This window comes from Tomitella fengzijianii (assembly GCF_007559025.1).
GTDB classification, from domain to species: Bacteria; Actinomycetota; Actinomycetes; order Mycobacteriales; family Mycobacteriaceae; genus Tomitella; species Tomitella fengzijianii.
In genome coordinates this window covers 2,956,421-2,981,614 of record NZ_CP041765.1, presented here as the reverse complement: position 1 = coordinate 2,981,614, position 25,194 = coordinate 2,956,421, and the positions used below count along the sequence as shown (strand labels likewise).

General features: G+C 70.3%; 21 protein-coding genes, 3 tRNA genes and 1 other RNA gene. 14 read left to right on the top strand and 11 right to left on the bottom strand.

The window, feature by feature from the left end; all coding sequences use genetic code 11:
* Positions 1–105 precede the first annotated feature (105 nt).
* Positions 106–182: transfer RNA gene (locus FO059_RS13630), tRNA-Met, on the top strand.
* Positions 183–419: 237 nt separating this feature from the next.
* Positions 420–493: transfer RNA gene (locus FO059_RS13625), tRNA-Met, on the top strand.
* A gap of 122 nt (positions 494–615) precedes the next feature.
* Here the strand turns inward: FO059_RS13625 and FO059_RS13620 are convergent.
* Positions 616–1,059: a hypothetical protein gene (locus FO059_RS13620; RefSeq protein WP_143909557.1), complete on the bottom strand. Its 444-nt coding sequence runs from the start codon at positions 1,057–1,059 to the stop codon at positions 616–618.
* 72 nt (positions 1,060–1,131) lie between these two features.
* Entirely contained in the window at positions 1,132–2,730 is a 1,599-nt protein-coding gene (locus tag FO059_RS13615; RefSeq protein WP_233266753.1) for an acyl-CoA synthetase, read from the bottom strand.
* Between the two features lie 408 nt (positions 2,731–3,138).
* Here FO059_RS13615 and FO059_RS13610 point away from each other — a divergent pair, with 408 nt between their 5' ends.
* Entirely contained in the window at positions 3,139–4,770 is a 1,632-nt protein-coding gene (locus FO059_RS13610) for an ABC-F family ATP-binding cassette domain-containing protein (RefSeq protein WP_143909553.1), read from the top strand.
* A 105-nt stretch (positions 4,771–4,875) separates the two neighbouring features.
* Here the strand turns inward: FO059_RS13610 and FO059_RS13605 are convergent, their stop codons facing one another.
* Together FO059_RS13605 and FO059_RS13600 are read right to left on the bottom strand one after the other, a co-directional pair.
* The gene (locus FO059_RS13605; protein WP_143909552.1) at positions 4,876–6,084 is read right to left on the bottom strand and encodes an acyl-CoA dehydrogenase family protein; all 1,209 of its coding nucleotides are present in this window, start codon (positions 6,082–6,084) and stop codon (positions 4,876–4,878) included.
* Between the two features lie 73 nt (positions 6,085–6,157).
* Positions 6,158–7,555 (bottom strand): acyl-CoA dehydrogenase family protein, encoded by a 1,398-nt coding sequence (locus FO059_RS13600; protein WP_143909550.1) that lies wholly within the window; start codon positions 7,553–7,555, stop codon positions 6,158–6,160.
* A gap of 281 nt (positions 7,556–7,836) precedes the next feature.
* On the opposite strand from FO059_RS13600, the gene FO059_RS13595 reads away from it, so the two are divergent.
* Both FO059_RS13595 and FO059_RS13590 read left to right on the top strand, forming a co-directional pair.
* A complete protein-coding gene (locus FO059_RS13595) occupies positions 7,837–9,000 on the top strand; it encodes a DUF1611 domain-containing protein (protein WP_233266731.1) in 1,164 nt (387 codons plus the stop codon).
* A gap of 14 nt (positions 9,001–9,014) precedes the next feature.
* Complete coding sequence (locus FO059_RS13590) at positions 9,015–10,622, top strand: ABC transporter transmembrane domain-containing protein (RefSeq protein WP_158726400.1); 1,608 nt, start codon at positions 9,015–9,017, stop codon at positions 10,620–10,622.
* 46 nt (positions 10,623–10,668) lie between these two features.
* Here the strand turns inward: FO059_RS13590 and FO059_RS13585 are convergent, their stop codons facing one another.
* From FO059_RS13585 to hisN, 4 genes are all read right to left on the bottom strand, one after another.
* On the bottom strand, positions 10,669–11,334 hold the full coding sequence (locus FO059_RS13585; RefSeq protein ID WP_143909546.1) for a response regulator transcription factor: 666 nt from the start codon (positions 11,332–11,334) through the stop codon (positions 10,669–10,671).
* A complete protein-coding gene (locus tag FO059_RS13580; RefSeq protein ID WP_143909544.1) occupies positions 11,331–12,824 on the bottom strand; it encodes a sensor histidine kinase in 1,494 nt (497 codons plus the stop codon). Before FO059_RS13580 ends, FO059_RS13585 begins: the two co-directional genes overlap by 4 nt.
* Positions 12,825–12,826: 2 nt before the next feature.
* The gene (locus tag FO059_RS18410) at positions 12,827–13,246 is read right to left on the bottom strand and encodes a hypothetical protein (RefSeq protein WP_158726398.1); all 420 of its coding nucleotides are present in this window, start codon (positions 13,244–13,246) and stop codon (positions 12,827–12,829) included.
* A 77-nt stretch (positions 13,247–13,323) separates the two neighbouring features.
* A complete protein-coding gene (hisN, locus tag FO059_RS13570; protein WP_143909543.1) occupies positions 13,324–14,109 on the bottom strand; it encodes a histidinol-phosphatase in 786 nt (261 codons plus the stop codon).
* A 77-nt stretch (positions 14,110–14,186) separates the two neighbouring features.
* Between hisN and prfB the strand changes: the two genes are divergently transcribed.
* The 4 genes from prfB to smpB all read left to right on the top strand — a co-directional run bounded on the left by prfB (position 14,187) and on the right by smpB (position 17,666).
* The gene (gene prfB / locus FO059_RS13565; protein WP_143909541.1) at positions 14,187–15,302 is read left to right on the top strand and encodes a peptide chain release factor 2; all 1,116 of its coding nucleotides are present in this window, start codon (positions 14,187–14,189) and stop codon (positions 15,300–15,302) included.
* Positions 15,303–15,361: 59 nt separating this feature from the next.
* A complete protein-coding gene (ftsE, locus tag FO059_RS13560) occupies positions 15,362–16,051 on the top strand; it encodes a cell division ATP-binding protein FtsE (protein WP_143909539.1) in 690 nt (229 codons plus the stop codon).
* A 97-nt stretch (positions 16,052–16,148) separates the two neighbouring features.
* The gene (ftsX, locus tag FO059_RS13555) at positions 16,149–17,051 is read left to right on the top strand and encodes a permease-like cell division protein FtsX (RefSeq protein ID WP_143909537.1); all 903 of its coding nucleotides are present in this window, start codon (positions 16,149–16,151) and stop codon (positions 17,049–17,051) included.
* A gap of 102 nt (positions 17,052–17,153) precedes the next feature.
* Positions 17,154–17,666 (top strand): SsrA-binding protein SmpB, encoded by a 513-nt coding sequence (smpB, locus tag FO059_RS13550; RefSeq protein WP_143909535.1) that lies wholly within the window; start codon positions 17,154–17,156, stop codon positions 17,664–17,666.
* 28 nt (positions 17,667–17,694) lie between these two features.
* Here smpB and FO059_RS13545 read toward each other — a convergent pair whose 3' ends face one another.
* The gene (locus tag FO059_RS13545; RefSeq protein ID WP_143909533.1) at positions 17,695–18,876 is read right to left on the bottom strand and encodes an ABC transporter permease; all 1,182 of its coding nucleotides are present in this window, start codon (positions 18,874–18,876) and stop codon (positions 17,695–17,697) included.
* A 329-nt stretch (positions 18,877–19,205) separates the two neighbouring features.
* Between FO059_RS13545 and ssrA the strand changes: the two genes are divergently transcribed.
* Positions 19,206–19,582: a transfer-messenger RNA gene (ssrA, locus tag FO059_RS13540) on the top strand.
* A 79-nt stretch (positions 19,583–19,661) separates the two neighbouring features.
* Here ssrA and FO059_RS13535 read toward each other — a convergent pair.
* Positions 19,662–20,978: an Nramp family divalent metal transporter gene (locus FO059_RS13535; protein WP_143909531.1), complete on the bottom strand. Its 1,317-nt coding sequence runs from the start codon at positions 20,976–20,978 to the stop codon at positions 19,662–19,664.
* Positions 20,979–21,221: 243 nt separating this feature from the next.
* Here FO059_RS13535 and FO059_RS13530 point away from each other — a divergent pair, with 243 nt between their 5' ends.
* From FO059_RS13530 to FO059_RS13515, 4 genes are all read left to right on the top strand, one after another.
* Positions 21,222–21,773: a MauE/DoxX family redox-associated membrane protein gene (locus tag FO059_RS13530; protein WP_143909529.1), complete on the top strand. Its 552-nt coding sequence runs from the start codon at positions 21,222–21,224 to the stop codon at positions 21,771–21,773.
* 124 nt (positions 21,774–21,897) lie between these two features.
* Positions 21,898–22,668, top strand: coding sequence for a DsbA family protein (locus FO059_RS13525; protein ID WP_143909527.1), 771 nt, complete (start codon positions 21,898–21,900; stop codon positions 22,666–22,668).
* A 154-nt stretch (positions 22,669–22,822) separates the two neighbouring features.
* On the top strand, positions 22,823–23,704 hold the full coding sequence (locus FO059_RS13520; protein WP_143909524.1) for a DsbA family protein: 882 nt from the start codon (positions 22,823–22,825) through the stop codon (positions 23,702–23,704).
* A 183-nt stretch (positions 23,705–23,887) separates the two neighbouring features.
* Positions 23,888–23,960 (top strand) — tRNA-Ala (locus tag FO059_RS13515).
* A gap of 149 nt (positions 23,961–24,109) precedes the next feature.
* On the opposite strand, the gene sigJ is transcribed toward FO059_RS13515, so the two are convergent.
* The gene (sigJ, locus tag FO059_RS13510) at positions 24,110–25,096 is read right to left on the bottom strand and encodes an RNA polymerase sigma factor SigJ (protein ID WP_143909522.1); all 987 of its coding nucleotides are present in this window, start codon (positions 25,094–25,096) and stop codon (positions 24,110–24,112) included.
* Positions 25,097–25,194: the final 98 nt, after the last annotated feature.

The window sequence follows — 25,194 nt, the reverse complement described above, 5'->3', positions numbered from 1 at the left end:
CTGCGGCGCGGATTCGCCCCGAAACTCCTGATGGGAAGGGTGATTTCAGGATTTCGGGGCGGATTTGCCCGGGCGTCGCACTACCGTGTAACGTGGTTCTCGCAACGCGGGGTGGAGCAGCTCGGTAGCTCGCTGGGCTCATAACCCAGAGGTCGTAGGTTCAAATCCTGCCCCCGCTACCACTGAAAAGTCCGGGCCGGTCATGATGACCGGCCCGGACTTTTCGTTGTGCAGGTGGGGTCGGGGTTCTGTGCGGTTGCCGAGGCGCGAGCGCCTGGCCCGGACCGAGGCGAAACATCCTCGGCGGCAACGAATGCGCGACCGACGATGCTTGCCGCAGGCCGGCCGCCGGCTCCGCGGCCGGCCACGGTGACCCGATTCGTGTAGGCGGGGCCGACCGTGTACTGTAGGAAACGCAACGCGGGGTGGAGCAGCTCGGTAGCTCGCTGGGCTCATAACCCAGAGGTCGTAGGTTCAAATCCTGCCCCCGCTACTGGCCAGGCCCGGGAAACCATGGTTTCCCGGGCCTGAGTGCTTTCCTGCTCAGAGCGCTTCCCGGCCCGTTCCGGCCGGGTCGCGCTGTGTGTATTGCGGGGTGTATTGCGGGCGGGCCCGCTAGTCGCCGTCTACCTGGCCCCCGGTCTGCAGGAACTCGTTGATGTCCTGCGAGGGCACGTTCGCGCCGGCGTCGGGGAGGAGTCCTCGCCCCCGGAGGTCGGCGTAGATCCGCCTGTTCTCTGCGAGGTACCACCGCTCGCGCTCCGCGTTCTCCGCCGGATCCTCCGCCATCGGGTAGCCGCGGAACGGAACCGCGATGCCCTCGGTCGTACCGTCGGCGAAGTACCGGTCGGCGTGTGTGCCGGGGTGCCGGTGCTCCCAGAGGAGATCGAGGTACTCGCGGCCGCTCTCGTCCACTCCCCAGGCCCAGCCGATGTGCAGGGCTCGGTGGAAGGAGTGGCCGTTCTCCTGCGCGGCCACCTCGGATGCGGTGACCGCGCAGTAGTCCTCGGGGATCGGTGCGAGGGCGGCTGTGGCGCAGGCGATGCGCGGCTCATTCATGGTGTAGAGCATGCCGCACGGGTCCGACAGGAAACCCCGGCCCGCACTCCCGCCCGGTACGCCCCGGACCTGCTACAGCTCGGCGACCTTGTTCTTGAGCAGCTTGCCGGTGGCGTTGCGGGGGAGCCGCTCGACGAAGATGATTTCGCGCGGGACCTTGTAGCGGGCCAGGTTGGCCTTGACGTAGGCCTTGAGCTCGTCGGCCTTCGCATCGGCGGCGTCGCCCGCGGGCACCCCGTCCGCGAGGGCGACCACCGCGCGGAGGCGGTGCCCGAACGTCTCGTCCTCCACGCCCACCACGGCGGCCTCGTGGACGTCGTCGCGTTCCACCAGGAGGTTCTCCACCTCGAGGGGGAAGACGTTCTCGCCGCCGGAGACGATCATGTCGTCGTCGCGGCCCTCGATGAACAGCAGCCCGTTGCGGTCGAAGTGGCCGACGTCGCCGGAGGACAGCAGGCCGTCGATCATCACCTTGTTGCGCCCGTCGGTGTAGCCGCCGAAGCTGAGTCCGCTGCGCACGAAGATCCGGCCTGTCACATCCGGCGCGGTGATCTGCCGGTCGTCGGCATCGTAGAGCCGCACCTCGCAGGTGACGGGCGGGCGGCCCGCGGTGCCGGGGGCCAGACGCAGATCGTCCGGGGTGGCGACGGTGGCGACGGCCACCTCCGTCGACCCGTAGAGGTTGTAGAGAACCGGCCCGAAGATCTCCTCGGTGCGCCGGCTCAGGTCGGGGGAGATGGCAGAGCCTGCGGCGAAGATGATCCGCAGCGTCGTCGTGTCGTACCGGCCGAGCACCTCGGGGCCCAGATCGATGATCCGTTGCAGCATCGTGGGCACGACGATCAGCGCGTCGGCCTTGTGCTCCGCGATGCCGGCGAGCGTGCGCTCGGGGTCGAACCGGCGGCTGAAGATCACAGTGCAGCCCAGGGCGATCGAAAGGATGAACTGGGAGACGCCGGTGCCGTGGAAGATCGGCGCGGCCATGAAAGTGATGCCGCCTCTGCGCAGCGGGATGCGGTCCAGGAACTGGGCGGAGGCGAACACGGTGAGCCGGTCGCGGGGGGCGCCCTTGGGAGTGCCCGTGGTGCCGCTGGTGAGCAGAACGAAGCCGCCCGGCTTGGCGGGGGCGGGCAGCGCGTCGCTCGAGTGCTCGGCGATGAGGGTGAACACCGAGGGCACGGGGGTTGCGGCCTGGGCGCCGGCGCCGGAGCCCGCTTCGGTCCAGGCCGAGTAGCGCGCCAGACCGTCGGGGAGGGCGCTGAGCAGATCGGTGAACTCGTCGTCGTACACCAGCGCGCGGACGTTCTCCCGCTTCGCGACGTCGGCCAGCTGCGGTCCCGCGAAGCCGGTGTTGAACATGACCAGCCGGGCGCCGATCTTGCCGCTGGCGAGCATGGTGAGGACCAGCCCGCGGTGATCGCGGCACAGCGCGGCGATCACCGAGCCCTGCCCCAGGCCGTCCGCCTGCCAGGCCCGGGCGAGCGCATTGGACTGCACGTCGAGTTCGCGGAAGGTCAGCGGGCCGAGCTCGTCGATGATGGCGGCGCGGTCCGGGGTGAGCGCCGCGGCGTGCTTGGCGGCGCCGACGAAGGGGCCGAACCTGCTCAGCGCGATCAGCGAGTGCACACCGTGGTCCAGGCGGGGAAAGGGCACGAGACCTGCGCGTTGCATCACCAGCACGCTGCGGGCCACCTCCCTGGCCCTGCCCCCGTAGCGCGCGAGCAGATCGGTCGTCGCGGACTTCTGGATCATGCGTGTACCTTCCCCGCGGGAACTTCCTGATCGCCGGCGGCACAACCGCGGCGACGGACGGTGACGCGTCCTGCGCCCCCACGTCGCGCGATGCGCCGGCGCCGCAGCATGTGTCTGTGACGGCCGGTGCATGTGCCGTGCTTCACCCTATGACCCGAGACTCTATCGGCGCGTGCGGGGGTGGGCCGGATAACAGGACCGTTGCCGAACGCGGTTCGACGCGATACCGTTCAGGCCGTTCCTGCCGCCGAGCCAGAGACGAGTGATGCCGGTGCTCCTCCAGAGGTAGTACGCAGCCACGCAGCCGCACACCTCCTGGGAGCACTCATGCCCGCATCGTCGTCCATCCCGCCCTTGCCTGCCGCCGGTCCGGCCCACTCCGGCGGGGGCGGCGGCATAGTCGTTTCCGATCTGGCCTTCCACTGGCCGGACGGCACCGTCGTCTTCGACGGTCTCACCGCCGCGTTCCCGGACGGCATCACCGCGCTCGTCGGCCGCAACGGGGCTGGCAAGACGACGCTGTTCCGGCTGCTGACGGGTGATCCGGCCCCGGGGCGCGGTTCGGTCTCCACGCCGCAGCCGGTGGCGGTGCTGCCGCAGGACGTCACGCTCGACGCGGACCGGACCGTCGCGGAGACGCTGGGAGTGTCACACGCGCGCGACGCGCTGCGCCGCATCGAGGACGGCTCCGTCGACCCGGCCGATTTCGACGCGGTGGGCGAGGATTGGGACGTCGACGCCCGGTGCCGGGCGATGCTCGGGCGGCTCGGCCTCCAGCTCGATGACCTCGACCGCACGGTGGGAACCGTGTCCGGCGGCGAGGCCACGCTGATCGCGCTCGCCGGCATTCTGCTCGCCGAGCCGGAGGTGCTGCTGCTCGATGAGCCCACCAACAACCTCGACGTCGCGGCCCGCCGTCGCCTACTGGAGGTCATCGGTGCGCTGACGGTGCCGGTACTCCTCGTCAGCCACGACCTGGACCTGCTTGAGTCCGTCGACGCGACGGCCGAGCTTCGCGACGGCCGGATCCGGTTGTTCGGCGGGCCGTACAGCCACTACCGCGAGGTCATCGACGCCGAACAGTCGGCGGCGACGCAACGGGTCAGCGATGCCCGCGGCGACCTGCGCAAGCAGCGTGCGGAGATGGTGGAGGCGCGCGTCAAGCTGGACCGGCGTCAGCGCTACGGCAAGAAGATGCAGGAGAGCAAGCGCGAGCCGAAGATGATCATGGGCCTGCGCAAGCGGGAGGCGCAGGTCTCCGCGGGCAAGCTGCGCGGCGCCCACGAGGGGGAGGTGGAGCGGGCCGCGGATGCGCTCGAGGAGGCGCGCAATCAGGTGCGCGACGACAAGCGCATCCGGATCGACCTGCCCGAGTGCGAGCTGCCCGCGAGGCGGGAGGTGCTGACGACGCCGTGGCCTGCCGCGGCGCCCACGGCGATGCCCTCCGGCGCGCCCGGAGGGGCCGAGGCGATGCTCGCGGTGGTGGGGCCGGAGCGGATCGGCGTGGTGGGACGCAACGGCTCGGGCAAGACGACGTTGCTGCGCGCGATCATCGCGTCGGGCGACCTGCGGGTGCCTGCGGCGTACCTGCCGCAGCGGCTCGACTTCCTCGACGACGGCGCGACGATCGCCGAGGCGGTGGCGGATGCGCGTCCCGGCGCGGACTCCGAAGAGGTGCACGCGCACCTGGCGCGTCTGCTGTTCCGAGGACGCTCGTCGGACAAGCGCATCGGCGCGTTGTCGGGAGGCGAACGGCTGCGCGCCGCACTGGGCGTGGTGTTGTTCCGGCGTCCCGCTCCGCAACTGCTCATGCTCGACGAACCGACGAACAACCTCGACATCGAGTCCGTCGAACAGCTCGCCGATGCGTTGCGCGGCTGGCCGGGGGCGCTCATCGTGGTCAGTCACGACATGCGGTTCCTCGAGGAGGCGGGAGTGGATCGCCGGATCGAGCTGTGACGCGACGCCGACGCGGCTCGAGTGGGGTGTTTTTCGGTGCTTTCCGCGCGGAAAGCACCGAAAAACCACCAACTCGACGGCGGAAGCGGGGTGACGCCTGACCTGCTATTTCAGTTCGGCGGACGAGAGTCCCAGCACCCGGCGGGCGACGATGAGCTGCTGGATCTGCTGGGTGCCCTCGAAGATGTCGAGGATCTTGGCGTCGCGCGCCCACTTCTCCAGAAGCGAGCGCTCCGAGTAGCCGAAGCTGCCGGCCAGCTCGACCGCCTTGAGGGTGACGGCGGTGCCCATGCGCCCGGCCTTGGCCTTGGCCATGGAGGCCTCCAGCGAGTTGGGCTTCTTGTTGTCGGCCATCCAGGCTGCGCGGATGGTGAGCAGCTGGGCCGCCTCCCAGTCGGACTCCAGCTCCAGGTACGCGGCGGCCGCGGCGGGCTGGTTGACGGCGGGGATGTCGTAGGAGATCTCGATGCCCGCGTCGGTGAGGATCCGCCGGAGCTCTTCGAGTGCGGCGCGGCCGACGCCGACGGCCATGCCGGCGACCAACGGACGGGTGTTGTCGAAGGTGGCCATCACGCCGCCGAAGCCCTTGGCCGTGTCGACCTCGGGGCTGCCCAGGATGTTGTCGCGCGGGATCCGGCAGTCCTCCACCAGCAGCACGGCCGTGTCGGAGGCCTTGATGCCGAGCTTGTGCTCGAGGCGCGCCACCGACAGCCCGGGGGCGTCGCGGGGGACGACGAACGACTTGATGGCGGCGCGGCCCTTCGAGCGGTCGACGCTGGCCCACACGACGATGTGGGTGGAGCGTTCGCCGGCGGTGACGAAGATCTTCTCGCCGTTGAGCACCCACTCGTCGCCGTCCAGGACTGCGGTGGTGGTCACCGCTGCCGAGTCGGAGCCGAAGCCCGGCTCGGTGATCGCCATCGACGCCCACACCTTGCCGAAGCGTTCGAGCTGTTCGTCGGTGGCCACCGAGGCGATCGCCGAGTTGCCCAGCCCCTGATAAGGGATGGCGAGGGTGAGGCCCACGTCGCCCCAGCAGGTTTCGATGACGTTCATCAGCGACGACATGTTTCCGCCGTTGACGTTGCCCTCGGGTGCCTTGGTGTCGGAGCCGCGGCCGAGGGTGGCGCCGGATGCGGCCTGACCGGCGTCCGCGAGGCCCTCGACCAGGCTGGCCATCGTGTCGAGTTCCACGGGGCGCTCGTGCTCGGCGAGGTCGTACTTGCGCGAGATGGGGCGGAAGATCTGGGCGGCGGCCTGGTGTGCCTGGTTGGACGCGGCCTTCATCTTCTTCGGTAGTTCGAGGTTGATCATCGTGTCTCCATGGTGGGGCGTGGAAGAAGCGGTAGCGGGCGGTCTGGATGCGGACCGGCTAGATGAGGACCGGCTAGATGAGGACGACGCCCTCGCCGATCCCGACGGCGCGCAGGTCGCGGTACCAGCGCTCCACGGGATGCTCCTTGGTGTAGCCGTGGCCGCCGAGGAGCTGCACGCCGTCCAGCCCGATCCGCATGCCCTTGTCGGCGGCGAGCTTGCGCGCCAGCGCGGCCTCGCGGTTGAACGCCAGTCCCTGGTCGGCGCGGGAGGCGCCGCGGTAGGTGACCAGGCGCAGGCCTTCGAGCTCGATGGCGATGTCCGCCACCATGAAAGCGACGGCCTGCCGGTGGCTGACGGGTTCGCCGAAGGCTTCACGCTCGTTGACGTAGGGGGTGACGTAGTCCAGGACTGCCTGCCCGGCGCCGACCGTCAGCGACGACCATCCGAGGCGGGCGAGCGCGATGGCGTCGGAGTACTCCTGGGCGCGCGCGGCGGGGTCCGTGTCCGGTCCCCCCAGGAGGGATTCGCGGGGCAGGGTGACGTTCTCGAGGATGAGCCGCCCCAGGCCGGCCGCGCGCAGGCCCATGCTCGGGTCGGCCTCCACGACGAGGCCGCTCGAATCCGACTCGACGAGGAAGAACGCGGGCTTGCCGTCCAGCTCGGCGGCGATGACGAACAGCTCGGCAGCGCCCGCCGCCGGCACCATCGACTTGACGCCGTCGAGGGTGTAGCCGTCGGCGGTGCGCACGGCCTTCGTCTGCAGGGCGAAAGGGTTGAACAGCGGGCGCGGCTCCGCGACGACGACCGCCGCGGCGGGGACCTGCTCGCCGGCGAAGGCCGGCAGGTAGGTCTGCTGCTGCTCGTCGGTGCCCCACTGGGTGAGTGCGACGGCGACGCCGCTGGGCGCCAGCACCGGCAGCGCCAGGCCCATGTCGCCGTGGGCGAGGGCCTCGGCGACGAGCGCATTGGTGACGGCCCCGCGCTCCTCGGCGGCCCCCTCGAGGGAGTCGGGGATGTTGATCATGGTCACGCCCAGTTCCGCGGCCCGGCCGAGCAGGTCGGCGGGGGCGGCGGCGGAGGCGTCGGCGTCGGCCGCGGCGGGGCGCAGGATCTCCGCGGCGAAGTCCTTGACCGTGTCGACGATCATCTGCTGCTCGTCGGTGGGGGTGACGTCGAACCCGCCGGGCTTGGCGGACTTCAGACGGGCGGGCTTGCCGCCGCCCGGGACCTTGTCGAAGACGCGGTTGGCGGCGCCGAGGGTGCGGAACCCCGTCTTGGTCCCCTCGTAGGCGACACGGTCCACCGTCTCGCGGATGCCGTACTTGTCCGCGAGGGTCGATCCCGTGATGGAGGTGAGCACGCGCATGGCCGTGCCGATGACGTCGCGTTTGATGGGGTTGAGTCCGACGGTGGAGTCGGTGCGGCGGGGCCGCGTGGGGGAGTTGCCGTTCTTGCTCATAGTCACCATCTGTCCGTAAGGGCCGGGTGTGCCGCGATCGATGTCGCCCACACGTGCCGGGTCGCAGGGCGGACCCGCTTGTTCTCCCCGTTGATCTTACTCCACGGTAAGGTAATTGTGTACCGGAATCCCGGTCCGGTGCGTCGACCTGCGTCCGGAACGGATGAGAGGACTCTCATCCGGATGTCATCGTGCGCTCATCAACCCGGCGTTTGCTCGTGGATGGGACTGATGGGAGGCGAGTGCAGGAGCCCGTGCGCATTCGCCGGTACGGAGAGCAGGAGAACGACATGACAATCGCTGTGGAACAGTCCGCCGGCGCGGGGCGGACCATCGACGAGCGCCCGTACGGGTGGCGTGGTGCGGTGGTCGACCCGGTCCGGCTGCGGGCTGCCAAAAAGGCGTACATCACCCGCCACCTCGCCGAGCGGCTCGCCGGCGACGCGACCGGCTACCGGCTGACGGCATCGCGCCCGTCGGCCGGCGACGTGGTGCTCGCGCGCGTCGCGGAGATCGGGAAGCACACCCGGCTGCAGAGCCCCGGCGGACGGCGTCAGGCGCTGTTCGCAGGCGACGAGATCCTGGTCGCCTACGGAAACCGGTACGCGTCCGATCAGTTCCACGCCGTGGTTCCGGACCGGCTCGGCGATTGCAGCCTGGTCGCCGGAGGCGGCGTGGCGGCCCAGGTGATCGCACAGCACGATTCGATCGTCCAGGCCACCAGGATCGAGCCCCTGGGGTTGCTCAGCCGTGGCGGCCGCACTGTCAATCTGCGCGACATCGCCCCCCGCCGGCCTGATCCCCGTCACCCCGTCGACCGCCACGCCGTCGACCACCACCCCGTCGACCGCCACGCCGTCGGACGGCCGCCGGTGGTCGCGGTGCTGGGCACCGCGATGAACTCCGGGAAGACGACGGCCGTCGCGAACCTGGTGCGCGGGTTGGCGGATGCGGGCCTCGCCGTCGCAGCGGGCAAGGCGACCGGCACCGGAGCCGCGAACGATCCGGGGCTCTACAGCGACGCCGGCGCGGCGAAGGTCCTCGATTTCACCGACTTCGGGTATCCGACGACCTTCCGGCTGGACCACGACTCCGTCCGGGCGGTGTTCACGGGGCTGATCGCCGCACTGGCGGAGGTCGGACCGGATGCGATCGTCATCGAGGTCGCGGACGGCGTCTACCAGCGCGAGACCGCCCGGTTGCTGGCCGACCCGGGCTTTCGCGAACAGGTGGACCACGTGGTGTTCGCGGCGACGGACTCGCTGGGTGCGGCCGCGGGGGTCGACGTGCTGCGCGCGGCGGGCGTGGAGGTCGGCACGGTCACGGGAGTGCTCACCTCGTCGCCGCTGGCGGCCGCGGAGGCGTCAGCGGTGCTGCCGGCCCGGGTCGTCGCGACGGCCGATCTGTGCCTGCCGGCGACGGCGGCAAGCCTTGTCTCCGGCTGCCCGGATTGATGCCGGGCGGCGGCGTGAACCGTCTGCCGCGACTGCTCGCGGGGCGCCGGCGGGCCACGATGGCGATGCTCGTCGGCACGGGGCTGCTGATGGCGGCCACCACCGTGGCGAGCGCATTGCTGCTCCAGCGGTTGCTCGAAATCGGCACCGGGGCGGGCCGTCCGCAGAGTCGGTACGGGGGCGCGGCACTGCTGGCCGGACTGCTCGGCACGGTGGTGGCGCTCGGCGCACTGCGCGCCGCCGACCGGGTGCTGGCGGAGATGCTGGGGCAGGACTACATCCACAGCCTCCGCGTCGGCCTCGTCCGCGCCGCGCTGACGATGGACCGGGGGCCGTCGCCGGGCGTGACGATCGCGCGTGCCACGAACGACCTCTCCAGCGTGCGCAATTGGATCTCGATGGGAATCGCCCCTTTGGCGGTCGGCGCGCCCTTGGTGGCGGGCACGGCGACGGCGCTGTGGCTGGTGCAGCCCGTGCTGGCGATCGCCGTCGCAGTGCCGCTCCTCGTGTCGGGTGCCGCGATGGCGCTGCTCGCCGGGCCCGCGTACCGGAGGGCGCGGGAGCTTCGTCGGCGCCGGGGCCGCCTCGCGGCGGCATTGGCGGACACGATCCTGGCGGCGCCGGGCATCCGCATGGCGGGCGGCGTGCACCGCGAGGTGGCGGCGATCGACAGGGCGGGACGCAGCGTGGTCGGGGCTGCGGTGCGGCGCTCGGCGACGGCGGGACTGATCCGCGGGGCGGCGGCCGCGGCGGCGGCAGGGGGTGCCGCGGCCGTCGCCGCGGTGGGCGTGTGGCAGGGGGTGTCGACGGCGACCATCGCGTCGGCCCTGATGATCGTCGGCATCCTCTCCGGCCCGCTGACGGACATGGGCCGGGCCGTGGAGTACCGGCAGAACTTCCGCGCGGCCCGGCGGATCCTCGCCCCGGTCCTGGACACCACGGACTCCACGGGCTCCGGGGGAGGGGACGCGCGCCCGGAAGCGGTGCCGGCGGCCGGTTCCGGGTCCGTCGTGATCGGGCTGCCGGAATCCCGCGGGTCGATCACCGCGCACCCCGGCGACCGGGTGCTGGTCCGCTGTGCGGACCCCGCCGCACGCACGCGGCTCGTGCAGTCGATGCTCATCGGCGGCGACTCCGGCGTGGAGGTGACGGTGGACGGCACGGCGGTCGCCGACGCCGGGCAGCGCGCGCTGCGCGCGCTGGTGGGGTACGCGGCGTCGGGAACCGTCTTCGAGAGGGGCACGGTGGCGCGCGCCGTGCGCTACCGCAGACCCGATCTGCCCCCTGCCGCGGGCACCGACGCTCTCGACGCAGCAGGACTGACCGGCACGGTGGCCGGCCTCGCCCGCGGCGAGCGGACGATCCTCAAGCAGGGCGGGCGGCCGTTGAGCGCTTCGGAAAGGGCGCGTCTCGCTCTGGCGCGGGCCACGCTCGGCGCGCCCCCTCTGCTCGTCATCGACGGTCTGCGGTCCGACCTGGATGCGGAGGGGGCGGACCTGCTGACCCGCACGGTATCCCGGTACCCGGGGGTGGTCCTGTTCTGCGCAGACGGTCCGCGGCCCGCAGTGACCGGCGCGGGCGCCGTCATCGAGTGGTGGATCGACGCCCCGCCGTCGCCGTGACGGCGTCTGCAGCCGTGCTCGTGTCCGCGGGCCGATGCGCCGCGGGTCAGCGGGCGGCCATCCGATAGCCGGCGCCGCGGACGGTCTCGATGCGGTCGTCGCCGATCTTGCGACGCAGGTACCGCACGTAGACGTCGATGACGTTGGAGCCCGGATCGAAGTCCAGGCCCCATACCTGCGAGAGGAGCTGCTGCCGGGAGAGCACCTGGTCCGGGTGCCGCATGAACGCCTCGGCCAGCGCGAACTCGCGCGAGGTCAGTTCCACCGCCCGGCCCTCGACCCTGGCCCGGCGTGTCTGCAGGTCCAAAGCCACCGGACCGGCGTGCAGGACCGTCGGTTCCGGGGACGCCCCGGCCCCCCGCAACCGCAGTTCCACCCGGGCGAGAAGCTCGTCGAAGGCGAACGGCTTGCGCAGGTAGTCGTCGGCCCCGCTCTGCAGTCCGGATACGGTGTCGGCGACCGTGCCGTGTGCGGTGAGGATGACGACGGGGAGCCTGTTTCCGCCGGCCCTCAGCCGGCGCAGCACCCACATGCCGTCCTGCACGGGCAGTCCCAGATCCAGAATCATGAGGTCGTACTGGCCGGACGAGGCGTGCTCCCATGCCTGGCGGCCGTCTGCTACGCATTCGGTGGTGTATCCGGCGGCTCGCAGCCCTTTCGCGAGGAACGACGAGATCCGTGCTTCGTCCTCGGCGATGAGGATGTGCCTCATGCCTTCTCCTTCGATCGGTCGTCCGGGGGGCTTTGCGGGTCGGGGGGCGGTGCCCCTCGCGCAGGACCGGCCGCGCCGGAGGCGTCCGGGAACCGCGCGGGGAACCGGATGGAGAAGACCGCGCTGCCGCCCTGGGCATCGTGCACGGCCGCGGTACCCCCGTGCGCCGCCGCGATGGAGCTGACGATGGCGAGTCCCAGGCCGGAACCGTCGCGGCGGTGCCCGTCGGCTCGGGTGAACCTGTCGAACACGCGGTCCTTGAGGCCGTCCGGCACGCCGGGGCCGCTGTCGCGGACGGTGAGCACCACGCGGCCGTCGCGGACCACCGCGCCGATGCTCAGGGCGTCTCCGTCCACCGTGAACCGGACCGCGTTGGCGCACAACTGCATCAGCGCCTGCGTCAGCCGTTGGCCGTCGCCGATGATCACGGTGTCCGCCGCGTCGCTCACCGTCCAGTGCCGGCTCGCCAGGGCACTGGCGCGCGCGACAGCGCCCACCACGAGGTCGGTCAGATCGACGCGCCCGGGCGTGAGGAAATCGGGCCGGTCGGCTGCGGCCAGCACCGCCAGGTCGTCGATGAACCGCTGCATGCGGTCCACCTCCTCGAGGAGCATCGCGGTCGTCTCGGCCCGTTCCTGCGGTGCGTCGCCCATGAGCTCCAGGTGTCCGCGCACGATCGTCAAGGGGGTGCGCAGCTCGTGCGCGGCGTCGTCGAGGAACTCGCGCTGCCCCTCGAAGGCCTGCTCCAGCCGGTCGAGCATGGTGTTGAACGTCCGGGCCAGGCGCGCCACGTCGTCGCGGGCCTCGGGGGCGATCCCGATGCGGCGCGACAGGTCGGACGAGGTGATCGCCTCCGCGGTCCGGCGCACCTGACGCAGCGGGGCGAGGATCCGCCCGGCGACGAACCACGCGATGATTCCCGCCACGAGCAGCGCCGCGGTACTCGCCAGCGCCGTCGACCGCACCACCTGGGATGCGTTGGCATGTGCGGCCCCCGAGTATTCGACGACGACCAGTGCGCCCGAGGCGCCTCCGGTGCCGTCCGTCACCGGGATCGCGGCGTACACGGCACCGCCGCCGGCCTCGATCCGCCCGACCGACGGCGCCGTGGCGGCGGATGCCGCGGCGACGACGTCGTCACGGCGGTCGAGTCGGACCGGAACGTCGTTGCGGGTGCGGTGCGCCGGTCGGCCGTCGACGACGCTGAACATCGCCTCGTCCTTCTCCGGGACCGCCTCGGCGAGGTAACTCTCGAGCAACTGGGGGATGTCCGCGAACGGGCGGCCGGTATGCGGGTCCACGCCGCGTTCGGCGAATAGGCGGAACCGATCCGTCTCGTGTTCGAGCTCGGCCGTGGTCATTTCGGCGACGCGCGAATGCATCAGCTGGTCGACCACGACGAGGTTGAGACCCAGCGCGATGGCGACTATCAGCATGAACCACCCGAGGACGCGGGCACGCGTGCTCGGCGGCCGGATCCGGCGGCGCATCGTCAGCCGCCGTGCCCGGCGTCGTCGGAATCGTCGTCCGCGTCGGGGTCGGCAGACCCGTCCGCGTCGCCCGCGGCTCCGTCGTCCGCGTCCTCGTCGGGGTCGGCCTCCGAGTCCTCCGCGGCGGGTGCTGGGGCGTGCGGCGGGACCACTTCCGCTCCGGCGGCGCCGGATTCGCCTGTGGTTCCTCCGCCCTCGGAGCCGGTTCCCGGAAGGTCGCCGGGTGCGGGATTCACTGGGGGAGGCGGGGGTGCCGGGTCGGTGGTGGCGGTGACGAGCCGCGCGTCCACAGCCGGTCCGAGGTCCGGATCCACCGACCAGGACCCGTGGCCGAGCACCGCCCACGCCACGGTTGCAGCGACGGCGACGGCGGCGGCCGTTCCCGCCGCCGCGGTCGCCGGTGACGGACGTCGTTCACGCATGACTCCACTCTGCGCCGGCGACCGACATCGTCGGGCCGCCGATGAGAGCTTTCTCATCCGGCGCATGCCGGCGCGGCCTACGTGCCGATCCGGGCCAGCACCGCGTCGTGCAGCAGGCCGTTGGTGGCCACGGCGCTGCCGCCCGCCGGGCCCGCGCTGCCGTCGAGCGCGGTGAATCGGCCGCCGGCCTCGCGGACGATGATGTCGAGGGCGGCGAGGTCCCACAGCGACACCTCGGGCTCCGCGGCGATGTCGACGGCGCCCTCCGCGACGAGGCAATAGGAGAGGAAGTCGCCGTAGCCGCGCAAGCGCCACACCTCGTCGGTGAGGTCGATGACGCGGTCCCGGTCGCCGCGCGCCCGCCAACCGGACAGGCTCGACAGCGACAGGCTGGCGGCGCTCAGGTCCCCGACGCCGGACACGCGCAGCGCGCGGGGAAGACCTCCCTCGAACGTTCCGAACGTGCCGTCGCCCGCTGTCGCCCACCAGCGGCGCGACAGGGCCGGGGCGCTGACCATGCCGAGCACCGGCACGCCGTCCTCGAACAACGCGATCAGGGTGGCCCACACCGGGACGCCGCGGACGAAGTTCTTCGTCCCGTCGATGGGATCCACCACCCATTGCCGGCCCGTCGGTGCGGGCTCGCCGCCGAACTCCTCGCCGAGGACGGAATCGTCCGGGCGTTCGATCTCGAGGATGTCGCGGATGATGCGCTCGACGGCGACGTCCGCGTCGGTGACCGGCGTCATGTCCGGCTTGTCCTGCACCCGCAGATCGGCGGAGCGGAACCGCTTGCCGGTGATCGAATCGGCGCGATTCGCCAGGCGCAGGGCGAGGTCCAGGTCGGCGGCGTACATGGCCATGACCGTACCGTGACGCGGCTGCTGCCAGGAGACTCCGTCCGGGTCGGCGTGGTGGGCGGCGGGTAGCCTTGTCTACCGTGCAACCTGACGTTTCCGCAGACCTCGCAGAACTCGAGACCACTTTGTCGACGGTCGAGCGCGTGCTCGACATCGACGAGCTGGCGCGCCGCATCGATGAGCTCGAGCACCAGGCCGCCGACCCGGAGCTGTGGAACGACCAGGACAACGCGCAGAAGGTGACCAGCGAACTCTCCTACGCGCAGGCCACGCTGCGCCGTGCGAGGGACCTGCGCTCGCGGCTCGACGACGTGCCCGTCCTCTACGAGTTGGCCGACGAGGAGGAGGGCGACGCGGCCGCCGCGGCCCGTGAGGACGCGGACTCCGAGCGGGCGAGCCTGCGTTCCGACATCGAGGCGATGGAGGTGCGCACCCTCCTGTCCGGCGAGTACGACCCGCGTGAGGCGCTGGTCAACATCCGCTCGGGCGCCGGCGGCGTGGACGCGGCCGACTTCGCGGAGATGCTCATGCGCATGTACGTGCGCTGGGCGGAGAAGCACGGCCACAAGGTGGAGGTGTACGACACCTCCTACGCGGAGGAGGCCGGCATCAAGAGCGCCACCTTCGCGGTCAAGGACCCCTACATGTACGGGACGCTGTCGGTGGAGCAGGGCACGCACCGCCTGGTGCGCATCAGCCCGTTCGACAACCAGGGCCGTCGCCAGACGTCCTTCGCCGAGGTCGAGGTGCTGCCGGTGGTGGAGACCACCGACAGCATCGAGATCCCCGAGAACGACGTGCGCGTCGACGTCTACCGCTCGTCCGGTCCCGGCGGCCAGTCGGTGAACACCACCGACTCGGCGGTGCGGCTGACCCACATCCCCACGGGCATCGTCGTCACCTGCCAGAACGAGAAGTCGCAGCTGCAGAACAAGGTGGCGGCGATGAAGGTGCTGCAGGCCAAGCTCCTCGAACGCAAGCGCCAGGAGGAGAAGGCCGCCATGGACGAGCTGGGCGCCGGCGGCAACGCCTCGTGGGGCAACCAGATGCGCTCCTACGTCCTGCACCCGTACCAGATGGTCAAGGATCTGCGCACCGAGTACGAGGTCAACAACCCGCAGACGGTGCTGGACGGCGAGCTGGACGGATTCATCGAGGCCGGCATCCGCTGGCGCATGCGCTCCGACGAGGACTGAGCGCCGCGCCGGGCTCGGAGGATCGGCGCTGCCCGCGGGCATGGCTACACTGGCTCTCCGTGATCCGTCTCGTGAATGTCTCCAAGTCGTACAAGACGTCTACCCGGCCCGCACTGGACAAGGTGAACGTCGAGGTCGGCAAGGGGGAGTTCGCCTTTCTCATCGGGCCTTCCGGCTCCGGGAAGTCGACGTTCCTCAAGCTGCTGCTCAAAGACGAAGCCCCCACCTCCGGTGACGTGTTCGTCGGGGACACCCGCGTGAACAAGCTGGCGGGGCGCAAGGTGCCGCAGCTGCGTCAGACCATCGGCTGCGTGTTCCAGGACTTCCGGCTGCTGCAGCAGAAGAACGTCTACGAGAACGTCGCCTTCGCGCTCGAGGTGATCGGCAAGCGTGAGGCGAACATCAAGAAGGTCGTCCCCGAGGTGCTCGACATGGTGGGGCTGGCGGGCAAGTCGCACCGCCTTCCGCACGAGCTCTCCGGCGGCGAGCAGCAGCGCGTCGCGATAGCGCGCGCCTTCGTCAACAGGCCGCTGCTCCTGCTGGCCGACGAGCCCACCGGCAACCTCGACCCGGACACGTCCGGCGGGATCATGCTGCTGCTCGACAAGATCAACCGCACCGGCACCACCGTGCTGATGGCCACGCACGACCACGAGATCGTCGACTCGATGCGCCGGCGCGTCATCGAGCTGCAGCTGGGCAGGCTGGTACGCGACGAGGAGCGAGGCGTCTACGGCGTGGGCAGGTAGCGCCCGCGCGGCGCGGCGGGGACGGGATTCCGTCGTACCGCTCGCCGCCGCCCCCGCCTGATCGCCGCCGTCCCCACCGACCGGAGAGCACACACCCATGCGCGCGAAATTCGTCTTCACCGAGGTCCTGCAGGGGCTTCGCCGCAACATCACGATGACCGTGGCGATGATCATCACCACCGCGATCTCGATCGGCCTGCTCGGCAGCGGCCTGCTGGTGGTCCAGATGAGCAACGCCACCGAGCAGATTTATCTGGATCGCGTGGAGGTCGAGCTGTTCCTCACCGACGACGTGTCCACCAACGACCCGGACTGCACGCAGGCCACGTGCACGGAGCTGCGGCAGGACCTGGCCGAGGCGGCGGGGCAGTCGTCGGTGACCTTCGTGAGCCGCGACGAGGCCTACAAGATCTATCAGCAGCAGTTCGCCTCGGATCCGGAGATGCTGTCGCTGGTCCGGCCGGAGGCGTTGCCGGCGTCGTTCAAGGTCAAGGTGGACGACCAGAAGCTGTTCGGGGAACTGGACCGCGAGTTCAGCGATCGCACCGGCGTGCAGCGCGTGCGCACCCAGGCGGATCTGGTGGACCGGCTGTTCTCGGTGCTCGACGGCATCCGCAACGCGGCGTTCGCGGTGGCGCTGGTGCAGGGCGTGGGCGCGGTGCTGTTGATCGCGAACATGATCCAGATCGCGGCGCTCTCACGGCGCACGGAGGTCGGCATCATGCGCCTGGTGGGCGCGTCCCGTTGGTACACGCAGCTGCCGTTCCTGCTGGAGGTGGTGGTGGCCGCCGTGGTCGGATCGGTGCTTGCCGTGGGCGGGTTGTTCGCGGCGAACAACCTGTTCATCAAGGACGTATTGTCGGATCTGTACAGTTCCAACATCATCGCCAGGATCACGGACGCGGACATCGGGCTCGTCGCGCCGATCCTCATCGCGGTGAGTGCGGTGCTCGCGGCGGTGACCGGATGGATCACGCTGCGCCTGTACGTGAGGGAATGACGGCATGCGCGCGCCGGAGTGTCGGCCTGCGCGCCAAGGACAAGGGCTGGACGCGCGCGTTGCGACGCTGAGACCGCGTCGGGACGGGACAGGGAACAGAGCATGGCCAAGAAGGGCAAGGGCGCGAAGAAGAAGCCCGCGGATTCCGAGGGCAGGCGGGTGATCGCCACCAACCGCAAGGCGCGCCACAACTACGTGATCCTCGACACCTACGAGGCCGGGGTGGCGCTGGTGGGCACCGAGGTGAAGAGCCTGCGCGAGGGGAAGGCGTCACTGGTGGACGCGTTCGCGACGGTCGACGACGGGGAGGTGTGGCTGCGCGGCCTGCACATCCCCGAGTACTCGCACGGCAGCTGGACCAACCATTCGCCGCGACGGGTCCGCAAGCTGCTCCTGCACCGGCGCCAGATCGAGATGCTCATCGGCAAGACCCAGGAGGGAAGCCTGACCCTGGTGCCGTTGTCGATGTACTTCTCCGGCGGCAAGGTCAAGCTGGAACTGGCGCTGGCGCGGGGCAAGCAGGTCTACGACAAGCGGCAGGACATCCGGCGCCGGACCATGGAGCGCGAGGTCACCCGCGAACTCGGCCGCCGCGTGAAGGGCATGCGGGGCTGAGTCCGCGGGTGCGGGCAGGGAGGCCGGGTCAGTGCACGGCCACCGGCTCCCGTTCCGGAGCGTGCGCACCGGAGACGACCGCGCCGGTGCCGCCCGCCGCGTCGGAGCCCTTCGCCCGTGCGCGCCACACGACGAGCGCGAGCGCCGCGGCGGAGACCGCCAGCCAGCCGAAGAGGATGAGCAGGCCCTGTCCGAGGCCGTTGCCGCCGAAGTAGATCACCGACTGCATCGCCTGGACCGCGCCCGATCCGATCCAGAACGAGTGCACGGCTTCCCATGCCGCCGGCAGCATCGACGGTGCGATGGCGCCTCCTGCGCTCGGGAAGTTCATGAAGATCGCGATCGTCATCACCGCCATGATGGCCGCCTGGCCCAGGATCTTGTTGAGTACCACCGCGACGAGGCCGATCGTGAACGTGTAAAGGACGCCGACGAGCAGCATCACGGTGAGGCCGGCGGCCGTCGCGCCGAAGGTGCCGGTGAAGATCGAGGCGACCCCGAAGGCGATCAGCGTCAGTGCGACGGACATGACGCCGAGGATGCCGAGCATGCGCCGCATCTTCATGCGGGGAGCGAGCTGCGCGAGCACCGTCACCGTCAGATAGCCGGCGATCGAGCAGACGATCATGAAGTAGAACAGGCCCATGCCGGTGGCGTCGCCATCAGTGAGCGGAGCGATGTCGTCCGTCTGCACGGTGGTGCCCATGGACTCTGCCAGCGGACTCGCGACCCCCTGCACCACCTGTGCCACGGTGGCGCTGGCGCCGGAGGCGATGTGCACGGTCATCGGGCTGCCTAGCTCGATGACGCCCTGGATGTCGCGGGAGGCGAGGCCGTCGAGGGCGCCGCCGAGGTCGCTGGTGGCGGTGATGTCGAACGAGCCGGGGGAGCCCTGTTCGATGCCCGCGGCCACCGCGGAGGCCTGCTGCTGGGGGCCGACGATGCTCAGGTGCATGTCGTGCGGCGTGGGGTTGTGGAATGCGCTGATGTAGCACAGCGCGAACATCACTACGAAGAAGACGGGGAAGATCATCGCCTTCGCGATGGTCGAGAGGCTCACCGGCGCGTCCACGCCCGGTGGCGCCTCGTGCTTGGGGTGGTGTTCGCCGAGCGTCGGCGCGACCGCCTCGATGTCGTCGGCGAGGATCTCGGTGTAGTCGGGGCCGCGCGCGGCGTCCCCGTGCGGGTTGCTCTGGTGTTCGGTGCTCATGGCTCAATCCCCTGCTGAGGTTTCGTGGTTATGCAGCACAGTCAACGCTGTTGACAACGTGCTGTCAACGCCGTTGACGCGTGAGAGTGAACACCGTCGACCTGGGAATACGTGTTGCACCGCGGTCGCGACGGCCGGCGGGATGATTTCGGGGGGCGTGCGCGTTAGACTGTGTTGTCCGCGCGGAAGCGTGCGGGCGGCTAGATCGCGAAAGTCAGATCACGAAACGGCAGATCACGAAACGGCAGATCGTGAGAAGGCAGATCGCGAGAAGCAGGATCACGCGGACACGGCAGCGTGCGGACGCATCGCTGTCGAGGTCGCGGAAAGGGGCTGAACGGTTTCGACTGCGTGAGTAGATCCAAGGGAAGCGTGCCGGTGCAGGCAGGAGACCACCGTAAGCGTCGCTGCAACCAATTAAGCGCCAACTCCAAGCAGAGCGCTGACTCCTTCGCCCTCGCTGCCTAAGCAGCAGGCGTGAGTCTGTCAGTCCGGGTTCGCCCTCGGCCCGGGTACTGGCATCAGCTAGAGGGCTCACCGTCATGATCGGTCGCGGAGATTGACGGGACATCACACAGCGACTGGGGTCGTCATCCGGACGGGTTCGCGAGATCCGGAGACCCGAGCAGAGGCATAGCGGACTGCGCACGGAGAAGCCTCGGTGACACTGCGGAGGACCCGGGTTCGATTCCCGGCAGCTCCACCGACCACGGGCCCCGGCGGGCGAGAAGTTCCCGCCGGGGCCCGTCGCCGTCGTGCCGCCTTGTGCGCACGCCGGCCGCCTGCTATTCGACGCCCAGCGCCGTCAAGGCCAGCAGGGCGATGTTCAGTGCCGCGATCACGGTCACCGTCGCCCAGGCGGCGGCGCGTACTGCGGGACCACTGCGATACGCGCCCATCATCGATTGCCGCGAGGTGTACCGCACCAGGGGGATCAGCGCGAACGGGATGCAGAAACTCAGCACCACCTGGCTGAGGATCAGGGCATAGGTGGGATCCGCTCCCGTCGCGAGCAGTGCTACGGCGGGTGCGAGCGTGATGATGCGGCGGGCCAGAAGGGGGATCCGCACGCGGAGCAGGCCCTGCATGATCTCGGCCCCGGCAGCCGAGCCCACGGAGGTGGAGGCCAGCCCGGAGGCCAGCAGCCCCACGGCGAACACGGTTCCGACGGCGGGCCCCAGTGCGGTCTCGATCGCGTGGTGTGCACCCTCGATCGTGTCCGTGCCGGGGACGTCGTGCAGCGCGGCTGCGGCGAGGACGAGCAGTGCGATGTTGACGCCGCCGGCGATCACCAGCGCGATCGCCACGTCCCACTTCGTCGCCCGCAGCAGTCGCCGCATGGCGGGGCCGCGGGGGGCCCGGCTCGACGGACCCGGTTGTGCGAGGTCGGTGCGGTGCCGGTCGCGTGCGAGTGCGGAATGGACGTAGATGGCGTGCGGCATCACGGTCGCGCCCAGCATCCCCGCGGCCAGGAGCAGGGTTTGCGCCCCCTCGAACCGGGGCACGATCCCGGCGAGGAGCGCGCCGGGGGAGACATCGACGAAAAGAAGACCGCACGTGAAGCCGATGGCGATGATCAGCAGAAGGCCGACCACGAGCAGCTCGAACCGGCGCTGTCCGCGGCGGTCGCCCACGGCCAGCACGGCCATGGACACGACTCCGGTGATGAGTCCGCCCACGGGGAGCGGCAGGCCGAACAGCAGGTGGAGCGCGATGGCCCCCCCGATCACCTCGGCGACGTCGGTTGCCGCCGCGGCCACCTCGGCCTGCAGCCAGAACGCCCGCCGGGCGACGGTGCCGAGCCGTGCGCCCAGGACCTCCGACAGCGACATCCCGGTGACCAGCCCCAGTTTCGCGGACAGGTACTGGATCAGTACCGCCATCGCGTTCGCCATGATCAGAACCCACAGCAGCAGGTAGCCGAATCGGGAGCCGGCGGTGACGTTGGCTGCCACATTGCCCGGGTCGACGTAGGCGACTGCGGCCACGAAGGCCGGACCGAACAGCATCGCGACGCGGCGTGCATCGTGCCGGCGTGCGTGCGGTGGCCGGTGGCCGGTGGCCGGTGGTGGGGCTTCGGCGGGGTCGGTCGACGTCGCCATCGTGGAGACTCCTGCTTGTGGGCCGTGGGAGGCGCCGTCTGCGCGGTCGATCTCGCGTATCGGGGCTGCTCATCAATATGTTCGGATATACGAAACTTCCGATGCGAGACACCGTAACACCTTCTGGTGAGTGCACGTAACCGCCGTCGCGGCGTTCCCTTGCGGCCGGTATCCCGGCGGTTGTTGTTCAATCGGGTGCAACGGACGGGCGCGAAGGCGCAAAGTGCCGGTATCCTCGGCCGCGTGTGGAAACCGATCGTGAGTCTGCTCGTCCGCCTGGGGCTGGCCGCCGTATGGCTGGTCTCCGGCTGGGCAAAGGCGTCCGACGTGCATCAGTCGATGGAGGCCGTCGACGCGTACCGGCTTCTGCCCGACTCGATGGTGCGGGCGGTGGCGATCGGCCTGCCCGCAGTGGAATTGGTCCTGGGGTTCATGCTGATCCTCGGATTGGCGGTCCGATGGACGGCGATCGTGTCGGGTCTGCTCCTTCTGGTGCTGATCGCCGGCGTCGCCTCGGCGTGGGCCCGCGGGCTGCAGATCGATTGCGGCTGCTTCGGCGGCGGCGGCGAGGACGCGTCCGTCACCTGGGCGGACTACGCCGAGGAGATCGCGCGCGATGTCGGTTTCCTTATACTTGCGGCGTGGTTGACACTGTGGCCTCGCAGCCCGCTTGCCCTCGGATTCGGATCGCGAGCCGGACTGCGTGCGCGTGAAGACGACGTGCACGAGGACGGCGACCACATGGATGACGTCCCGGAGGGCGCGTCCGACGAGGCCGGGACCGTGTCGCAATGACCCCTGCTACGGCGGTTCGGCCGCCGTTCCGACCTGCGTGAACCCGGAAAACGACACCCAGTGACGAGCTGCACCCGCCGCAACCGCGGCGGGGCCGCCCGGAGAAAAGGATGGATGACGCAAGGTGAGCTCCAAGAAACCACCGAAGAAGTACAACGCCGCCAAGCTGGGCAACAACAAGCGCAACGACGCGCTGCTCACCTACGTTCTCGGCGGCGTCGCGATCGTCGCGATCATCGTGTTGATCGTGATCTTCGTGGTCTTGCCGAACACCGAGGACACCGAGGTGCAGGCCGAAGGCTACGGATCCGTCCAGGACGGCACGCCGGTGAAGGTCATCGATTCCGGAGGTGTGCTGCTGGGCGACCCGGACGCCCCGGTGAAGATCGACGCCTACGAGGACTTCCTCTGCCCGGCCTGCGCCCAGTTCGAGCACCAGTTCGGCGGGGCGATCAACCAGGCGATCGACAACGGCCAGATGGCGGTCCAGTACCACACGCTCGACTTCCTCAACAAGTACTCGGCCAGCGGCGACTACTCCACGCGAGCGGCCGGTGCGGCGCTCTGCGTCGCGGACACGGGTGATGGCGCGTTGTACTCCAAGTTCCACAGCGCCCTCTTCCAGGACGGTGTCAAGCCGGAGGAGCAGGGCTCGACCGACCTGAGCAACGCGCAGCTCTCCGACGTGGCGAAGCAGGTCGGCGCGGACGATGCCGTGGTCTCCTGCATCGCAGACGGCGCCAAGGTCGACGTGGCGAAGGCTGGCGCGCAGTCGTCCATGCAGCAGCTGTCCGACAAGACCGGCGGTCAGGTGAGCACCCCGACCGTCCTGCACGACGGCAAGAAGGTCAACATCCAGACCGCCGATTGGATCAAGCAGCTCACCGGACAGTGAGCTACTGACCGCCGTCGGCGGCCGTCGACCGGAGTTCCGCCCCGCCCGTCCGCACTGGACGCGCGGGGCGGAACCGTCTTTCCAGGGCGCTGCCCGCACGCACGGAGCCGGGACGTGGAAAGGTGAAAACTGCGGCCGACCGGGAGGAGACGGAGTGCGCGGGCTGAGGATGGACACGGGCGGCGGCACGGATGATGCACGGCGGCGGCGCGCAGCCCCGGAAATCGGCCGCGGGCGCGCGGCCGCCGCGGTGGCCGCGGCGGTGTTGGCCGTCGGCGCGCTCGCCGGATGCGGATCGGGCGCGGACGACACCCCCGAGGCGGACGGTACCCCGGTCGCCACCACATCGGCGGCACCGACGGCGGACGGCGCGATTCCGGACCCGGCCCGCTTGGACATCGCCTCGGTGGTCGGTGTGCCCGTGGCCTTGGACGGTGACGGCGCCATTCGGCTGGGCGTCCCGAATGCCCCGGTGGTGCTCGACGTCTACGAGGACTACCTCTGCGAGGCGTGCGGCCAGTTCACCGACCTGTACGGGGATTCGGTGTACGGAGCGATCACGGGACGCCGGCTGGCGGTGCGGTATCACTCGATCACCATCCTCGACGGCAAGTCGCCCTCCGGCGATTACTCGACGCGTGCGGCCGCAGCGGCACGGTGCATCGCACAGTCGGGGGACGCGGTCGCGTATTCGAAGTTCCGTGACGCCCTGTTCACCAAGGGCGTCCAGCCCCGTGAGGGAGGCGGATCGGACTTCGACAACGCGCAGTTGGCGCAGTTGGCGCAGCGGCTCGGCGCCGACGGTCCGGCGGTGTCCTGCATCGGGAGCGGGGCCCAGTTGGACGCGGAGAAGGCTGCGGCGTCCGTGGCGCGCTCGTCGCTGGCGACGCTGTCCGGAGGCGGTGCCATCACGCCGTCCGTCTACCGCGGAACGGACGAGGTGAAGATCTCCCGCTCGGAGTGGTTGCAGGACGCGCTCGCCGCCGAGACGACGACCACCCCGCCGGCGAGCGCGCCTACCACCGCCGGAAGGTGACCCCCGACGCCGCAGGGCGGGGGCGTGCGCGTGTCGGCCTCCGCGCTGCCCAGGCGATTTGGTGGCGGGAGAAGTGATCGTGTAACTTTGCTGAAGCACCGCGGGATGCAACCGCGAGGCAGTGTGTGACCACAGGGTCGGGTGAGTCGATGGATTCGCGAACGGCTACACTGGTTGCAGTACGGGGCTATGGCGCAGCTGGTAGCGCACCACACTGGCAGTGTGGGGGTCAGGGGTTCGAGTCCCCTTAGCTCCACAGAGAATCTGATAGCAGAATCTTGCCTCACCTGAGCGTGGGGCAAGATTTTTTTGTCCTTTCGGTATCGATCCTGCCCTCCGAGGTCGCGGAGGCGCGGATGCGTTTCCGCGCAGTCGGCAGTCGGCCGGAACTCAAAGGCACATCGCTCAGACACCGCCGCGCCGGCCGGATCGCCGGGCGCGGTTGCGTTCGAGTGCAGTCGCGCGGAGGTCGCCCACCGGCCCGAGGTGCGCCAGCTTCTGCGGGTTCGTCACGGAGCGGATCGTCTGGATCCGGTCGTCGAGGATGTCGAGCACCCAGGCGGCGAGGACACCGCCATCGCGGTCTCGGATGATCGCACCGGGCTGCCCGTTGAGTTCGCACCGCCCGAGCGTCGCGCCCAGGCCGAGCAGAGGCACGACCGCGTTGGCGAGCAGCCGTGCGGTGCGCTGGGCGCCATAGGCGGCCCCGGCGCCGCCGGCGATGCCGCCGCCATCGTTGATCGTCGCGACGTCGGCGGCGAGGAAAGCCTCGAGCTCCTCGACGTCGCCGTTCTGGAGGGCGTCGAAGAATCGGTCGGCGAACACGGATCGCTGACGGCGGTCGGCCTCGAAGCGGGGGCGCCCGGCATCGACGTGCCGGCGGGCACGCGAGCGGAGCTGGCGGCACGCGGCCTCCGACCGGCCCACGATCGTGGCGATACGCGCGTAGTCGAAGCCGAAGACGTCGTGCAGGACGAACGATGCCCGCTCCAACGGGCTGAGCCTTTCGAGCAGCAGGAGCGCCGCCATGGACACCGAGTCGGCGAGCTCCGCGGTGCGCGCCGGATCCGCGATCGGAGCCGGACCCCACAGCCGTCCGGCATCGGTCCCGGTCGGCAGCGGTTCGGGGAACCACGGTCCCGCGTAGGTCTCCCTGCGCACTCGTGCCGAGCGGAGCACGTCGATGGACAGGCGCGTGACGATGGTGCACAGGTACGCCTGCAGCGAATCGGGCTCGATGTCCGTGGCCGCGTAGCGCAGCCAGGTCTCCTGCACCGCGTCCTCGGCCTCGGCGACGCTGCCGAGGATCTGGTACGCCACCGCGAAGAGGGTCGGGCGCAGCTCCTCGAACCCGGCCGATCGTTCGTCCGCCCGTGCGTTCTGTCGTGCCACCTCTGCGCTCCCGTCCTTCGACAACGGTACTGCGCTTATCCAGACGAAGCGGCGCCGCGAGTTGTGACATCGCGGGCTGGGCACTGCGCGATGTCACG

Bases quoted from the DNA above. Each gene is read 5' to 3' on its own strand.
- FO059_RS13620 (WP_143909557.1), bottom strand. From the start codon at position 1,059: ATGAATGAGCCGCGCATCGCCTGCGCCACAGCCGCCCTCGCACCGATC.
- FO059_RS13615 (WP_233266753.1), bottom strand. From the start codon at position 2,730: ATGCAACGCGCAGGTCTCGTGCCCTTTCCCCGCCTGGACCACGGTGTG.
- FO059_RS13610 (WP_143909553.1), top strand. From the start codon at position 3,139: ATGCCCGCATCGTCGTCCATCCCGCCCTTGCCTGCCGCCGGTCCGGCC.
- FO059_RS13605 (WP_143909552.1), bottom strand. From the start codon at position 6,084: ATGATCAACCTCGAACTACCGAAGAAGATGAAGGCCGCGTCCAACCAG.
- FO059_RS13600 (WP_143909550.1), bottom strand. From the start codon at position 7,555: ATGGTGACTATGAGCAAGAACGGCAACTCCCCCACGCGGCCCCGCCGC.
- FO059_RS13595 (WP_233266731.1), top strand. From the start codon at position 7,837: ATGACAATCGCTGTGGAACAGTCCGCCGGCGCGGGGCGGACCATCGAC.
- FO059_RS13585 (WP_143909546.1), bottom strand. From the start codon at position 11,334: ATGAGGCACATCCTCATCGCCGAGGACGAAGCACGGATCTCGTCGTTC.
- FO059_RS13580 (WP_143909544.1), bottom strand. From the start codon at position 12,824: ATGCGCCGCCGGATCCGGCCGCCGAGCACGCGTGCCCGCGTCCTCGGG.
- FO059_RS18410 (WP_158726398.1), bottom strand. From the start codon at position 13,246: ATGCGTGAACGACGTCCGTCACCGGCGACCGCGGCGGCGGGAACGGCC.
- hisN (WP_143909543.1), bottom strand. From the start codon at position 14,109: ATGGCCATGTACGCCGCCGACCTGGACCTCGCCCTGCGCCTGGCGAAT.
- ftsX (WP_143909537.1), top strand. From the start codon at position 16,149: ATGCGCGCGAAATTCGTCTTCACCGAGGTCCTGCAGGGGCTTCGCCGC.
- smpB (WP_143909535.1), top strand. From the start codon at position 17,154: ATGGCCAAGAAGGGCAAGGGCGCGAAGAAGAAGCCCGCGGATTCCGAG.
- FO059_RS13545 (WP_143909533.1), bottom strand. From the start codon at position 18,876: ATGAGCACCGAACACCAGAGCAACCCGCACGGGGACGCCGCGCGCGGC.
- FO059_RS13535 (WP_143909531.1), bottom strand. From the start codon at position 20,978: ATGGCGACGTCGACCGACCCCGCCGAAGCCCCACCACCGGCCACCGGC.